Annotated in this window: 15 protein-coding genes and 1 pseudogene; 9 read left to right on the top strand and 7 right to left on the bottom strand. The window is 62.2% G+C overall.

Annotated elements, in window-relative coordinates; translation table 11 throughout:
* The first annotated feature begins 65 nt into the window (after positions 1-65).
* The 5 genes from VSR72_RS23060 (at position 66) to VSR72_RS23040 (ending at position 4,812) form a co-directional block, all read left to right on the top strand.
* On the top strand, positions 66-971 hold the full coding sequence (locus VSR72_RS23060; RefSeq protein ID WP_342954652.1) for an NAD(P)/FAD-dependent oxidoreductase: 906 nt from the start codon (positions 66-68) through the stop codon (positions 969-971).
* Between the two features lie 421 nt (positions 972-1,392).
* Positions 1,393-2,190 (top strand): acetoacetate decarboxylase, encoded by a 798-nt coding sequence (locus VSR72_RS23055; protein ID WP_342954651.1) that lies wholly within the window; start codon positions 1,393-1,395, stop codon positions 2,188-2,190.
* Positions 2,191-2,224: 34 nt separating this feature from the next.
* Complete coding sequence (locus VSR72_RS23050; protein WP_342954650.1) at positions 2,225-3,007, top strand: 3-hydroxybutyrate dehydrogenase; 783 nt, start codon at positions 2,225-2,227, stop codon at positions 3,005-3,007.
* Positions 3,008-3,033: 26 nt separating this feature from the next.
* Positions 3,034-4,296, top strand: coding sequence for a patatin-like phospholipase family protein (locus tag VSR72_RS23045; RefSeq protein ID WP_342954649.1), 1,263 nt, complete (start codon positions 3,034-3,036; stop codon positions 4,294-4,296).
* Positions 4,297-4,377: 81 nt separating this feature from the next.
* Positions 4,378-4,812 (top strand): MarR family winged helix-turn-helix transcriptional regulator, encoded by a 435-nt coding sequence (locus VSR72_RS23040; protein WP_342954648.1) that lies wholly within the window; start codon positions 4,378-4,380, stop codon positions 4,810-4,812.
* A gap of 30 nt (positions 4,813-4,842) precedes the next feature.
* Here the strand turns inward: VSR72_RS23040 and VSR72_RS23035 are convergent, their stop codons facing one another.
* Positions 4,843-5,619, bottom strand: a complete 777-nt coding sequence (locus VSR72_RS23035) for an enoyl-CoA hydratase-related protein (protein WP_342954647.1) — start codon at positions 5,617-5,619, stop codon at positions 4,843-4,845.
* A 275-nt stretch (positions 5,620-5,894) separates the two neighbouring features.
* Here VSR72_RS23035 and VSR72_RS23030 point away from each other — a divergent pair, with 275 nt between their 5' ends.
* Positions 5,895-6,356, top strand: coding sequence for a hypothetical protein (locus tag VSR72_RS23030; RefSeq protein ID WP_342954646.1), 462 nt, complete (start codon positions 5,895-5,897; stop codon positions 6,354-6,356).
* Positions 6,357-6,483: 127 nt separating this feature from the next.
* A complete protein-coding gene (locus VSR72_RS23025; protein WP_342954645.1) occupies positions 6,484-6,867 on the top strand; it encodes a hypothetical protein in 384 nt (127 codons plus the stop codon).
* 18 nt (positions 6,868-6,885) lie between these two features.
* Here the strand turns inward: VSR72_RS23025 and VSR72_RS23020 are convergent, their stop codons facing one another.
* The 6 genes from VSR72_RS23020 to VSR72_RS22995 all read right to left on the bottom strand — a co-directional run bounded on the left by VSR72_RS23020 (position 6,886) and on the right by VSR72_RS22995 (position 13,549).
* Complete coding sequence (locus VSR72_RS23020) at positions 6,886-8,262, bottom strand: MFS transporter (protein ID WP_342954644.1); 1,377 nt, start codon at positions 8,260-8,262, stop codon at positions 6,886-6,888.
* A gap of 114 nt (positions 8,263-8,376) precedes the next feature.
* Entirely contained in the window at positions 8,377-8,745 is a 369-nt protein-coding gene (locus VSR72_RS23015; RefSeq protein ID WP_342954643.1) for a winged helix-turn-helix transcriptional regulator, read from the bottom strand.
* A gap of 148 nt (positions 8,746-8,893) precedes the next feature.
* Positions 8,894-9,328, bottom strand: coding sequence for a nuclear transport factor 2 family protein (locus tag VSR72_RS23010; protein ID WP_342954642.1), 435 nt, complete (start codon positions 9,326-9,328; stop codon positions 8,894-8,896).
* Positions 9,329-9,364: 36 nt separating this feature from the next.
* Positions 9,365-11,389, bottom strand: coding sequence for an NADPH-dependent 2,4-dienoyl-CoA reductase (locus tag VSR72_RS23005; protein ID WP_342954641.1), 2,025 nt, complete (start codon positions 11,387-11,389; stop codon positions 9,365-9,367).
* 227 nt (positions 11,390-11,616) lie between these two features.
* On the bottom strand, positions 11,617-12,306 hold the full coding sequence (locus tag VSR72_RS23000; RefSeq protein ID WP_342954640.1) for a beta-propeller fold lactonase family protein: 690 nt from the start codon (positions 12,304-12,306) through the stop codon (positions 11,617-11,619).
* 550 nt (positions 12,307-12,856) lie between these two features.
* The gene (locus tag VSR72_RS22995; RefSeq protein ID WP_342954639.1) at positions 12,857-13,549 is read right to left on the bottom strand and encodes a DUF1223 domain-containing protein; all 693 of its coding nucleotides are present in this window, start codon (positions 13,547-13,549) and stop codon (positions 12,857-12,859) included.
* 315 nt (positions 13,550-13,864) lie between these two features.
* On the opposite strand from VSR72_RS22995, the gene VSR72_RS22990 reads away from it, so the two are divergent.
* Together VSR72_RS22990 and VSR72_RS22985 are read left to right on the top strand one after the other, a co-directional pair.
* Entirely contained in the window at positions 13,865-14,284 is a 420-nt protein-coding gene (locus tag VSR72_RS22990; RefSeq protein ID WP_342954638.1) for a MarR family winged helix-turn-helix transcriptional regulator, read from the top strand.
* 89 nt (positions 14,285-14,373) lie between these two features.
* Positions 14,374-14,505, top strand: a pseudogene (locus VSR72_RS22985) (chloride channel protein); the annotation flags it as partial.

The raw sequence follows: 14,505 nt of genomic DNA, 5'->3' as shown, positions 1-14,505 counted from the left end.
TGAAAGTTTAACATGGCGCTATCATGTAACTCGCAACGTTACGTGATAATCTAGGGAGGGAACGGATGGACAAGCATTACGATGTCATCGTGATCGGCGGCAGCTTCGCCGGACTTTCAGCCGCCATGCAGTTGGCTCGTGCGAGACGGCACGTGCTCGTGCTCGATAGCCGAAGTCCGCGCAACCGGTTCGCGCCGCACTCACATGGCTTTCTCGGACAGGATGGCAAGGCGCCCGCCGAGATCATCGATGAGGCGACGGCGCAACTCGCGGCATACCCGACCGCGCACATTGCGTCAGGCGAAGCACGCACGGCAGAGCGTGCCGATGATCGCTTCATCGTCACGCGAAGCGATGGGAGTACGTCGAGCGCGGACCGTTTGATTCTTGCGACGGGCGTACGAGATGAACTGCCGTCTTTGCCTGGCCTGGCTGAGCGATGGGGTATCAGCGTGCTGCACTGTCCGTATTGTCACGGCTATGAAGTCGCAGACAAGCGGCTCGGCGTTCTGGCGACGCATGCACTGTCGATTCATCAGGCGATGCTCGTTCCTGACTGGGGACCGACGACGTGGTTCACGCAAGGCATCGTCGAGCCGTCGCCCGAAGAGACTGCGCTGCTCGAAGCCCGCAGCGTGCGAATCGAACGGGCGCCAGTTGTGGAAGTGCTTGGTAACGGACCCGACATGACGGGATTGCGTCTCGCCGATGGCCGCATTGTCGAGATCGACGCTTTGTTCGTGGGGCCGGGCACCCAGATGGCAAGCGGGCTCGCCGAGCAACTCGGGTGCGAGTTCGATGAAGGTCCGGTCGGTCCTGTTATCCGCGTGGACAGCTTGAAGCAAACCAGCGTTCCGGGTGTGTTCGCCGCGGGCGATGCGTCGACCGCATGGACCAACGCGACATTCGCCTCGGCGGCCGGCGTGGCAGCGGGCGTCGCAGCACATCGCTCGCTCATTTTCGGCTTGTAGGCAGCGGCAGTCCGGCGTTACGACTCCGGCACGTTGATGCAATCGAAGGGCGCCATTCGTCGTTTGCACTCCTGCTGAATGACGCCGAAATTCCAACATGCCGGGGCGTAACATTCATTCACCAGGCAAGCTGACCGGCTTCCCCTGCCGATCCGCGCATTAATCTATTTCGTGTTCTGACCAAAATTCCTCATACGTTTCCAGACCGTTGCGCGTAATGCCATGATTAAGCGGTGGAAATCAGCCTACGCGACATCGCGGGAAGCATACAAAAATGACCCGGAGGAGGTCAATAAACTTTCAATTTCCTTTTTATTTAACGAAACTGAAACGGTGTTTTATCGCCATAAATGCGATTGTGCCATGGTTTCCCCTTACCATCTGTTGCGACGTTTTCACGCAACCTGGCCTGGAGAACAGTATGGATCTGGCAAGAATCCGCCGCGGTGCCTTCGCGATGCCCATGCACAACCCCGCGTATCCGCGGCCGCCGTTTCGTTTCGTCAATCGTGAATATTTCATCATCACGTACGAAACCGATCCCGATGCGCTGCGCGCCATCGTGCCGGAGCCGTTGAAGCCGGAAAACAATCTCGTCCACTACGAATTCATCCGCATGCCCGACTCGTCGGGTTTCGGCGACTACACCGAAAGCGGACAGGTGATCTCCGTGCGCGATCCGCAAGGGCGCCTCGCGAATTACACGCATTCGATGTATCTCGACGACGAAGGCCCGATTGCCGGCGGCCGCGAAATCTGGGGCTTTCCGAAGAAGCTCGCGCGCCCCCTGCTCGCGGTCGATGGCAACGACACGCTGCTGGGCACGCTCGATTACGGCACACAGCGCATCGCTACCGGCACGATGGGCTACAAGCATCACGTGCTCGACAGCGAAGATGAGCGCCGCAAGCTGGCCGATACGCCCAACTATCTCCTCAAGATCATTCCGCATGTGGACGGCACGGCGCGCATCTGCGAACTCGTGCGCTTCTATCTGCGCGACGTGACGGTGCGTGGCGCATGGAGCGGCCCGGCCGCCATCGAGCTGCATCCGCACGCGCTTGCGCCCGTCGCCGATCTGCCCGTACGCCGCGTGGTCGGCGCCCGTCACGTCATTGCGGACCTCACGCTCGACATCGGCGAAGTCGCCTTCGACTATCTCGCCGAAACATCGAGCCACAACGCCGCCTTGGGCGAACCCGAAGCCGAAATCGCCTGATCCGTTTGTATATCGCATTTAGTAAGGAATACGTATGTCTTTGAAAGATAAGGTTGCAGTCATCACGGGCGCCGCGAGCGGCATTGGCGAACATTGCGCACGCACGTTCGCGAGCCAGGGTGCGGCGGTCGTGATCGCCGACCTCAATCTCGCCAACGCCGGCAAAGTAGCGGACAGCATCGTGGCCGCGGGCGGCAAGGCGCTAGCCGTGGCGATGGACGTGACCAACGAGGAAGCCGTGAATGCGGGTATCGACGAAGCGGCGAAAGTCTTCGGCGGGATCGACGTGCTCGTGTCCAACGCAGGCATCCAGATCATCAGCCCCGTGGACGAGTTCCCGTTCTCCGACTGGAAAAAGATGCTCGCAATCCATCTCGACGGCGCGTTTCTCACCACCAAGGCCGCGCTCAAGCATATGTACGGCAGCGGCAAGGGCGGCTCGATCGTCTACATGGGCTCGGTGCACTCGCACGAGGCATCCAAGCTTAAGGCCGCCTATGTGACCGCGAAACACGGCTTGCTCGGCCTTGCCCGCGTGGTGGCGAAGGAAGGCGGCCCGCGCGGCGTGCGCGCCAACGTCGTGTGCCCGGGTTTCGTGCGCACGCCGCTCGTCGACAAGCAGATTCCAGAGCAGGCCAAGGCACTCGGCATTTCGGAAGCAGAAGTCGTCAAGAACGTGATGCTCAAGGACACCGTGGACGGCGAGTTCACTTCGCTCGACGACGTGGCCAACACGGTCGCGTTCCTCGCGGGCTTCGGGTCGGCGGCGTTGACGGGCCAGTCGGTCCTCGTCACGCACGGCTGGTCGATGCACTGAGCCATAAACCAACGAAGGGAGAACGTATGCGCAGCAGCAATCTAACTGCCCGCATGGAGCGCAAGCCGTTTGAGCTGCCGCGCTACGATGAAATCGCCCTTGTTTTGCAGGGTGGCGGCGCACTCGGGTCCTATCAGGCCGGTGTGTTCGAAGGGCTCGCGCAGGCTGGCGTCGAACCGCACCGCATTGCGGGCGTGTCGATCGGCGCGCTCAATACGGCGATCATTGCGGGCAACGAGCCTGCGCAGCGCGTAGCAGCGCTGCGCGGCTTCTGGGAGACGATCTGCCATCCGCTCGACTGGTTCGGCAATCTCGGCGCGCTCGCGATGCCGATATTCAGCCATCAGGAACTGTCGCGCCGCTGGGCCAGCATGTGGGCCGCAGGCCGAGCGCTCACCGAAGGGCAGCCTGGCTTTTTCGCACCGCGCCGCCCGTTGCCCATCGCGGGCTGGCATAAGGCGGCGCCGAATACAGTGAGCTACTACGACACCGCCGCGCTGAAGTCGACGCTGCAGCGTTTCGCCGATTTCGACCGCATCAACGACGGCCCGATCCGAGTGTCGGTGGGCGCCGTGAACGTGCGCAGCGGCAATCTCGTCTATTTCGACAACGCGAAAATGCGGCTCGAACCTGAGCACTTCATGGCGTCTGGCGCGCTGCCGCCGGGCTTTCCGGCCGTGGAGATCGAAGGTGAGTATTACTGGGACGGCGGACTCGTATCGAACACGCCGCTCACAGAGGTGCTGCGCGACGCGGACCACAAGGACACGCTCGTATTTCAGGTCGATCTGTGGAGCGCCAGCGGCAACGTGCCTGCCGATTTCATGGACGTGGCCGAGCGCGCCAAGGACATTCAATATTCGAGCCGCACGCGCGCCATCACCAACATGCTCGCCGATCGGCAAAAGCACGCGCGCTTTATCAAGGAACTCCTCGAGCACGTACCCGCCGAGGCGCGCCGCAACGATCCCCTCTTCCGGCTCGCTGAGAATGTGGCCGATGGTTCGTCGATCAACGTGGTCCACCTGATCTATAAGAACAAGCCTTACGAAGGGCATTACAAGGACTACGAATTCAGCGCCGACACGATGCAAGAGCATTGGTCGAGCGGCGTCGAAGACATTCGCGCGTCGTTTGCGCATCCGGACTGGTTCGCGATACCGAGCCGCGAGCAAGGTTTCGTCACGCACGACATCCATCGGCGCGCAGGCGAAGTGCCCGAGTCGGATCGCGCCGAGTTGAGCGCGGGCGCCTCGGGGCAAGTGGATCTGACTCGCAAGGTCGCGTAGGCGGCAAGTCCGGGCAGTGCGATCATCGCGCGTGATATCATTCGCGCGCGAACTAAATCGCTCAACCACATCTGCCCGGTTATGAAGCATCGCCTCGTCTATTTATTGAATGTCGGACAGCGTCGACTGCAACGGTGGACGCAATCGCGCGCAGCCGCTGGCGGCGTGACAGCCGCCCAGGCGGGGCTGCTGTTCTTTCTGGGCGAACACGACGGCGCGCTGATGAGCGAGGCCGCCGCCGCGCTCGATCTGGGCGCACCGGGAATGAGCGGTCTCGCCGACCGGACGGAAAAATCCGGGTTGATCGAACGTCACGCCGACGAGAACGATGGCCGGGTGTCGCGCCTGTGGTTGACGCAGGCCGGACGCGCCGCGCGCCAGAGGTCGAAGCTGCGCATGAAGGACCTGAACGCCAGATTGACCGAAGGCTTTACCGAAGCGGAAATCGACGTCGTGGCACGGTGGCTGACCAGCCTGCAGACCAGGTTTCCGCTTGCCGACGACGGCGACGCGTAGCCTGAACCGCGGCCGGCCACAAGGCATTGGCTAGTGCTGGGGAACCCTGGAGAAGTCCGGCTTGCGCTTTTCGGCAAAGGCCGCGAATGCCTCCCTTGCCTCGGCGCTCGTCAGCCGTTCCTGGAACTTCACAGTTTCACTATCCATTTGCGCAACCAGCGCCTCGGCCTGGCGCATGAGTTTTTTCATCGCGCTCAGCGAACCAGCCGGCCTGGCGGCGATTCTTTCGGCCATCCTGCGCGCGTCTTCGCGTAGTTGACCCTCTGCACAGACCTTGTTGGCGATACCCCACGCGAGCGCGGTTGGCGCGTCGAGCGGTTCGCCCAGCGCAAACATCTCGAAGGCGCGCACGTGACCGATGCGCAGCGGAAGCAGGTAGCTGGACGCCGCCTCGGGGACGAGGGCGAGATTGACGAATGGCGTGAGGAGTTCTGCGTCTGCTGCCAGAAGGACGTAGTCGCAGTGCAGTAGCATCGTCGTGCCAATACCGACTGCCTTGCCCTGGACCGCCGCAATGATGGGCACGGACGATTTCGCCAATGCATGTAAAAAGCGATGGACGTGTCGTTCACTCGGCCCCTTTCCCGACGCCATTGCGGCGAATTCGCCCACGTCGTTGCCTGCGGTAAACATGTCGCCGTCCCCTTGCAACACTAATACGCGGATCGTGCTGTCGTGCTCTGCCCGCTCAATGATGTCTGCCAGCGTGCCGTACATCACGTTCGTCAGCGCATTCTTCTTGTCGGGCCGGGCAAGCGTGATCGTCAGAATGCCGTCGGCTTGATCGACGTGAATTTCCTCGCTCATGGCGCTCTCCTTGAATTTAGTTTGCATGCGAATTATATCGGTAGTTCGCATGCAAAGTAAACTTACCCGTCGCTGTCACAAGAAGTGTACGGTGCGCGTTTGTTTGTCTCGCTCGGAATGTTAGTAGACATGTTGACCTCGCGCGATCGACAGGAGGCTAGCTCCCAGGAAGCTAGAGTGGAGCCTCAATGCGCGCCGTCAGGTCGCAGGCTTTCAGGCGGTGAAATCCTATGCTTGCAATTGCCCCCGAGAACCAATTGCACAGGAGCCGCCGCGTGGACAACATCAAGCCCTTTCGCCCAGGATCGAAGGCGACGCCCTCATTCCACCTCGCGCACGTTCGCTCCCTGATTAGATCTCCCGGCACGGGTGGCGACGCCATCGATCCGGCTCCAAATCATGCGCAATCCACTAGCGAGAATCGCGTCGCCGGTCAGGTGACCGTGCTCCTGCCCGGTGGAAGAGAGAGCCGCGCCCTTGCCTTCGAATCCCCGACGCACGACGAAGTCCCTTCGCACCGCTTCGCCCACGGTGTGCTCGATGGCGTCACCTACTGGTTTCGATGCGCCGAGGCGCCGGGAGTGCGAGACGACTCGCCCTGTTTCCGGACGTACTTTGACCGCGAGGGGGCGTGGTTCTTCTTCTACACCCAGGACCGCGCTCTGCCTTTCGGAGCGGAGGTCAGCTTCTCCTGGAACATCCACCAGGCGACGTGGAGCGTCGCGAGTGCCGCGTAGCGCACGATAAGTGACGACGCCAGCGCACGCATGAGGGTTTTCCTTGATATCTGACACGGCAACATTGCCAATGGTTGGGCGACGGCGGACGTGCTAGGCTTTCCTCCAGACAACACCGGAGACTGCGATGCCGTTCATCTGCGAAAACGTCGAATGTCGTGCCGTGCTGGCTCGCGGGCAGGTCAGATCCAGTCACGAGGACGCGGGGTGGTGCTTCTACTGCCCGGACTGCCACACAAGGAACGAGTTGAAGGATGTCGGCATACCTGGCGGTCCTGTCGAGTTGGCTCAGCCAGAGCGATCCGGCCCGCCCCACAAGATCATTGCGACGGCTCAACCCTTGGAGGACGGCAGGTTCGCAGCGCAATTGCGCGTGCAACGAGCGCTGGCGATCAAAGGGACCTACGCGGTCGAAGAGCGCTGGGAGCAACTCGGTGTCTTCCCCGACGCGCAAGGGGCCGTAGCGCATGCGAAGTCTTTCGCAACGCAGGTGCTGGAGCAAAGGGCCTAGTTGCAACGCCACCTGGTTTCAATCGTTCTCCTCAATGACCCGCCGGGCATCGGCGCGGGTTTCGCGCCCGTCATGATGCCTGGCCGCACCGCCGCAGGACTCACTTCGCGCGCCCGTTTCTACGAGAGCGGGTGGTCCACCCGCCTCGTCGCCGAGCAAGGGGCGCTCGGGGTGCACGAACACCCATAGCAGCGCACCGCAGCCGGCCGCCGCGCCGATCACGATCATGCCGCTTCCCCAGCTATGCGTGACCTTGACGACCAACGCGAGCGTCATGGGGCCCGCAACGTTCGACAGGGCGCCCCACACGTTTGTCCATCCCGACATCACGCCGGCAAACGCCCGGCCGAGATCCTGCGTGGCAGACCACACGACCACCTGAGCGAATCCCACCGCGGCGAAAGACAGACACAGCAAACCGATCACCACGGCGATCGAATCCGCTCGCGAGGCCGCCGTCAACGCAACCGCGCTCACGATAAACCCGGTCATCGCAACCGGCGTGCGCGCCCAGTAGATCGAGCCGGTCTTTCTGAGCAGCCAGTCGCTGAACGCCCCTGCGACGAATACCGCCACGAATACCGCCACCCAGGGCAACGATGCGTACAGACCCATCGCCTTGAGCGAGAGCCCGCGTGCGCGCATGAGGTATGTGGGCAGCCACGTCGTGTAGAAGCTCTGAATCAGCACCAGCAGGAAATACTGGACACCGAAAAGCCAGAAGCGCACCTGCCGCAGACAGCGCGTGAGCGCGCCCTTCGCCGCGGCGCGCTCGGGCGGCTGGCCGGCGGCAATGTACTCGACTTCTGCCTTAGTGATGAGCGGATGTGCCGCCGGCGTGTCGCGGTAGCCGAACCACCAGATCGCGCCAAGCAGCAAGCCCAGTGTGCCGAACCCATAGAAAACGGCATGCCAGCCAAACCGCGCGATGGTCCACGCAGTGAGCGGCGCCGAGATGATCGGCCCCAGATAGAGTCCTGCGAGCAGCAATGCATTGCCTTTCGCGCGCTCGCTGGTGGGAAACCAGCGCTTGAGCGCGACCACACTGCTCGACCAGTCGGCCGACTGCGCCCCGCCCAGCACGAGCCGGCACCCGAAGAGCCAGGCGAACGAGGAGCCAAAGGGGGTGACGAGCATCATGAGCGACCAGAGCGTACTCGTGCCGAACAGCACCTTGCGGGACCCGAAGCGCTCGGCAGCGCGCCCTGCCGGCATCTGCCCGATGGCATAGGCCCAGAAGTAGATCGTGAGTATCATCGACATCTCGACGATCGACAGGCCCAGTTCGCTCTGGATCGTCGGGGCCGCCACCGCCATGGCAGCGCGGTCGAGCGTCATCACGAACGTAAGCGGCGCAACGAGCAATGCGACAATCTTCCAGCGGAGATGGTTCACGTTGCGCAACATCGTTCTACCCCTTGGGTCGCCCGGAACGGGACTAGCGTGCGGTGCGAAGGCGTACCGAAACTTGCTCGAGGCACCACGAGAATTGTTCGGTAACCTGATGAATTACGCGTCGCGGCCGGCGTGATCGCGATCGGCGGCTTCGAACCCTTGCGGATCGCACTCGGCCCACTGCCGCGCCCAAGCCAGCAGCGGCTGCAATGCGGTCCTGAGTTTCCTGCCTTCCGCCGTCATCCGATACCCTCCCTCGCCGTGCTCGACGAGACCGGACGCTCTCAATTCCGCGAGCCGCGTATTGAGCAGGCGGGCATTGGTGTCGCACGCTTCCTGGAGCGCGCGAAACGTCAACGCCTCGCCGCGAAGCTCCCAGAGTATGCGCAGTGCGGTACGCCGCCCGAGCAGGTCCAGCACGACCATGATCGGCCGCCCGGTGGTCGAACCGCGAACGGGTTGCCCTGGTCGTGGAATCTTCATGCTTTACTTTTTAAAGCATCACACGCGGACTGTCAACCCGGGGACCAGGGTCGCGGCATGGCGGCCCATTTGCCCGGTCAACGGCTACGCCAGACAGACGACGCCCGCGCGCCTGTCAAACCAGATGTTCTGAAAGGCAATCGAGCGATCAGCCTTTATATGCCTGCAGGGACTGTGCGAGCCGGGCGCCCATTTCCGCACCCAGCGCTTGCAGGCCATTGAACGGGCGAATCATCACTTCGAACTCGACGATGCGGCCCGCCTCGTCGAAGCGGATCATGTCGATACCCTTGAGTTCCTTGTCCTGCACCATCGCACTGAACTCGAGCACGACATTGAGCCCCTCGGCACTGCTGAACTGGCGATGATAGGTAAAGCCCTGCAAAATGGTAATCACCGTGCGCAGCGCCATCAGCAATGCAGGAGCGGGGCTGTAGGGCTTGAACGCCATCGGCGAGCGAAAAACGGCCTGTGGATGAACGATGGACTCCAGCCTGCTGAAATCCTTGCTGGCCACCATTTCATGCCAGATAGCGAGAGACCGCGCGACGGCGGGCGGCAGATTGAGAGCTGCGTCGTTCATATGGACTCCGTATTGAATGAAAGGGAAACCACTCGCTCATAGCGAGGCTGCAAGCAGGGTGCCTTCGTGGATGGCCCGCTTGGCATCGAGTTCGGCGGCAACGGCCGCGCCGCCGATGACATGCACGCTGCGGCCGGCGGCCTGCAACTGATCGGCCAGTTCACGCAGGGGCTCCTGACCGGCGCAGACCACCACGTTATCCACGGCGAGGGTCTGCGGCGCACCGTCGATGCTCACGTGCAGCCCATCATCATCGATGCGCCGATACTCAACCGAAGACGACATACCGACGCCGCGCACCTTCAACGCAGTGCGGTGAATCCACCCCGTGGTCTTGCCGAGATTTTCGCCAACCTTCGCACTGCGTCGTTGCAGCAGATGCACGCGGCGCGCCGCCGGCGCCACCGTTGCGCGACGCAATCCGCCGCGTTCGGCATAGCTCTTGTCCACGCCCCATTCGGCGAAGAACTTCTGCTGATCGAGGCTTGCGGACTCGCCTTCATGCACGAGGTATTCGGCCACGTCGAAACCAATGCCGCCCGCGCCCACAATGGCAACGTTGGCGCCTACCGGCTTGTCGTCGCGCAGCACGTCCAGATAGCCCAGCACCTTCGCATGGTGAGCGCCTTCGATGCGCATCTCGCGTGGCAGCACACCGGTCGCCACGACGATTTCATCGAAACCTTCCTGCATCAGCCCTTCGGCGCTCGCCCGTGTACCGAGACGAAGCTCGACACCCGTCAATTCGATCTGGCGGCGGAAGTAGCGCAGCGTTTCATTGAATTCCTCCTTGCCAGGTACTTTTTTGGCGAGATTGAATTGACCGCCGATCTCGGAGCCAGCCTCGAAGAGCGTCACGGCATGCCCACGGCTGGCCGCCGTCACTGCACAGGCAAGGCCCGCCGGACCCGCGCCCACGATCGCCACGCGCTTTCGCTGCCCGGCGGGCCGGATGACGATTTCCGTCTCGTGGCACGCGCGCGGATTGACGAGGCAGGACGTCACCTTGCCAGCGAAGGTATGGTCGAGACAAGCCTGATTGCAGCCGATGCAGGTGTTGATCTCGTCGGCGCGGCCCTCGGATGCCTTGCGCACGAAATCGGCATCGGCGAGAAATGGACGGGCCATCGACACCATGTCGCACACGCCGCCGGCGAGCAACTGTTCGGCAAGCTCGGGCGTATTGATGCGATTGGTGGCGACGAGCGGCACCGAAACCTTCCCCATCAATTGCTGCGTGACCCAGCCCCACGCGCCGCGCGGCACCTTGGTGGCGATAGTGGGAATCCGCGCCTCGTGCCAGCCGATGCCCGTGTTGATGATGGTGGCGCCCGCCTGCTCGACAGCCTGTGCGAGCTGGATCACCTCCTCCAGCGTCGAGCCGCCCTCCACGAGATCGAGCATGGAGAGCCGGTAAATGATGATGAACTCGCGGCCGACGCGTTCCCGCACCCGGCGCACGATCTCCACCGCGAAACGCATGCGGTTTTCGTAGCTGCCTCCCCAGCGGTCAGTGCGATGGTTGGTGCGCATCGCAATGAACTCGTTGATGAGGTAGCCCTCGGAGCCCATGATTTCCACGCCGTCGTAGCCGGCATGCTGCGCCAGGGCCGCGCAGCGCACGAAATCGTCGATGGTCTCTTCGACTTCGTCGTCACTCAGTTCGTGGGGCGTGAATGGATTGATGGGGGCCTGCAGCGCACTCGGCGCGACCAGCATTGGCTGGTAGGAATATCGGCCGAAATGCAGGATCTGCATGGCGATCTTGCCGCCTTCCTCGTGCACGGCGCGCGTAATCGTCCGGTGCCGATCTGCCTCGTCCTCTGTCGTCAGCATCGCGCCGCCGTGCATGGGGCGCGCACGTTCGTTCGGCGCAATGCCGCCCGTCACGATCAGCCCGACTCCACCGCGCGCGCGTTCGGCATAGAACGCGGCCATGCGCTCGAAGCCATTCGGCGCTTCCTCCAGGCCAACGTGCATGGAACCCATCAACACCCGATTTTTCAAGCTCGTAAAGCCCAGATCGAGCGGACGCAGAAGGTGGGGATAGTGATTTGTCATATGTATGCAACTGGTTGCATGGAGATGCGATCGATAGTGCAACCCGTTGCATAAAGAGTCAAGACAACGCGAGCGTTTCGAGAACCTCCTCTAAGGCCGCTGGTTTATGTGGTCTGCTGGAGAGGGCGGCGCATTCGAGCCCAGCGCGCCGCCTCCTGAACCAATCTATTATTCGGTTCGGCATCCTGATTGATTCGTCGCCGCTTCAACGGTTGCAGTCGACGTGCCTAGCGCGCAGCGATCCCCTGGGCTCCGGGCGGTACACCCGTGACAGAACCAAGCGGCTCGAGTGTCCCGTCGGGCATCACGCGAAAGCCACTGACCGCGCCGTTGCCTTCGCGCACGTAGAGGAATTTGCTGCGGCTGCTGAGCGCCATGTCGAGCGGCGCGCTGAGCCGGCCTGCCGTTGCGCTGAGCAGGCTCAGCGTGCCGTCCGCGGCGATTCGCAGACTGCTGATCGTGCCGCTGCCGGCATTGGCGGTATAGGCAAAACTCCCGTCGCCGGTTGTGACAAGCCAGCAAGGAGCGGACTGGCCGAGAGGCGTCGCCGCACTGATCGAATTGAGATGTTTGCCGTCTTCGACGTCGTATGAGGAAACCGAACCCGATCCGGCTTCGGAGACGATTGCATAACCGCGTGTCGTGATGGAAAAGCCGAACGGCGTGACGCCGCTGGAGGCATGGGGCGTTGGAGGCGATGCGTAGCCGGTAAAGCCGACAGAGAACGTGTCGATCAACTGTGTGCCCTTTTCCGTCACCAGCAATTCGTCGCCTTCGGGTGCGAACTTGACCTGCGCGGGCTGCGCCGCAGTTCCACCGGGAAGTGCTCGCTGCGAACCGGGTAACGCAACAAGGTGCTTGCCGAACGCATCGACAAGAAAGCCGCTAATGTTCGGTGTTCCGCCGGCATTGAGCACATACGCAATGGCTCCCTTGACGGTTACGCTAACGGGCGTTTGACCGCCCGATGGCTTTCTGTCGAGCAACGTCAGTTTGCTGCCGTCGATTGCGAAAAGCGAAACGTCATTGCTGCCCGCGTTCACTGCGAGTAAAAAGCCCGCGTCCAATGTTAGCGAGCCCTGCGAGCCTAGCGGATCGGCTCCCGTGCCCGCGCCTTTGCCACCTGTCGAGTAGCTAGCCGCGTAGGTCAACGTTCCGTTCGCCGTTCGAGAAAATACGAGCACCGAGTTTCCGGAAGGCTGGTTCGACAGGACGTAGACCGCCCCTGGCGGATCGGCTTCTGAATCGGCATGCGCAATGCTCACCGAAGCGAATCCCAAGGCTGTCGCGAACGCGATGGTTCGCAGCAGAGTCGATAAACGGCACGTGACAAATGACATGGCGAGCTCCTGGTTTGGTAGTCTCGATCTCGTTGAGGGGACTGCTACTGCACTGGGCGCCCTTTCTTCTGTCGGGGCGTCGACTGGAAAAACCGCAGCACAAGCGTCATCCGTCCTCCCGACCGGCTCAAAGCGGGTCGTTGGTAACTCGCGCCGCACCGAGGATCGCACCGTCCGGCGACTGGATCAGAATTGCCGCGTGGACGCCGGCTGGCGGCGTCGCTTCCAGTTTCAACGGTGCGCCTGTCCATTCACCGATGGCTCGTATCGAGCGAACGATATTCGACTCCCTGAGCGTGCGGCCCGCGTTTTCGCCTCGGCCGACCGGTGTCACGCTCTCGGCGTCATATCCAACCAGCAAAACCTGCCCATGGCCGGTGCCGCGCCCAACCGTGACGGATAGCGTCTCGCCGTGACGCACGCCACTCACACGCACCCCAGCCTCGTCTGCTTTTTGAGCGATCTTGATCGCCGCCTCGGCTGCGCGCCGATTCGAACCAACCAGGTCCTTCTGGCCGTCGATCACCATTTCCGGCGTATAGGAACCGTCACCAAAACGTGCGCCGTACTCCGCCTGGCGCTGCGTGGCCGCCTCCAACGAATAGGGGTCTTGCCAGCCCAGGCTGTTCCAGTACGTCACGTGGAACGCGAGCGGAAGCACCTCCGGACGCTCATGTGCGAGTTCCGACAAATAGGCATCGGCCGGAGGACACGAGGAGCACCCTTCCGAGGTGAACAGTTCAACAACGACAGGTCTGGCTGACGCCGCCACGGGCGCGAGCAAAAAAAGAAACGCAACAGCGACGAGCCGTAAAGACATGATCGGTCTCCTGAGCAGCGGAACGGTCCGCCTCGCGCAACCCCAATTCAGAAACATCATCGCGGCCCGTACGGATAGGGACGCCAGTCACCGTAGACCGTTAATTCGTTCGGTTGCGCATTCCGGTTACACGCCGCAGGATTTTTTTGCCGCGAAGGTTCGTCGTGGTGGGCCTCGCGGCGCGCAGTCCCGACGCTTTCAGAACGCTGTCGCCGCATTCAGAATGCCAATGAACGTTCGTTACAATGCCCGCAGCACATCTGCGGCCCCGGCAAAGCACCCGCGGTACGACTGGCAACGCATCAGGAACAGCATATGAATTCAGTCAAAGCGACCAAACGCAAGCTTCCCGACAAGCGCGAGCTCGAGGCGATGTCGACGTTCCGGTACGACCTGCGCAAGTTTCTGCGGGCTTCCGAAGAAATCGCCAACGCCGCAGGCATTACGACGCTCCAATACCAGTTGCTGCTGCACGTTTGCGGCTTTCCCGACCGGCGATGGGCGACGGTCGGCGAACTCGCGGAGCGGTTGCAGGCCGCGCCGAACGGTACCGCAGCGCTCGTCTCGCGCTGCGAATCGGCAGGACTCGTGACCCGTAAGCCTGATCCCGCCGACCGTCGTCAGGTGCAGGTCCATCTCACGGACAAAGGCGAGACGTTTTTGCTCGAGCTCGCGGCCGAGCACAAGGCGGTCTATGGCGCGTTTGGCTGGGTGTTCGACGAGACCGCCAGCTAGCACTTGCTGATCGCGCCCGGCGATCCGCGACGGCGGCAGAATCGATTTATGTCACAATGTGCCTTAAATGCCGATTTCTACCACTACCGATGCGATTTCCTGATTTTTTTGATCGCCGCGCGATTCTGCGAAGCCACCGGCGCTGGCGCTATTTCGGCGTGTTCTGGCTCGGCGCCATCGCGACGGGGCTCGTCGCGGTTCTATATGCACGCCTGATCGAC

Origin of the sequence: Paraburkholderia sp. JHI869 (assembly GCF_038900775.1) — a bacterium.
Lineage (GTDB): Bacteria > Pseudomonadota > Gammaproteobacteria > Burkholderiales > Burkholderiaceae > Paraburkholderia.
The sequence above is the reverse complement of the archived record's forward strand: the minus strand, read 5'-3'. Positions and strand labels throughout refer to the sequence as shown.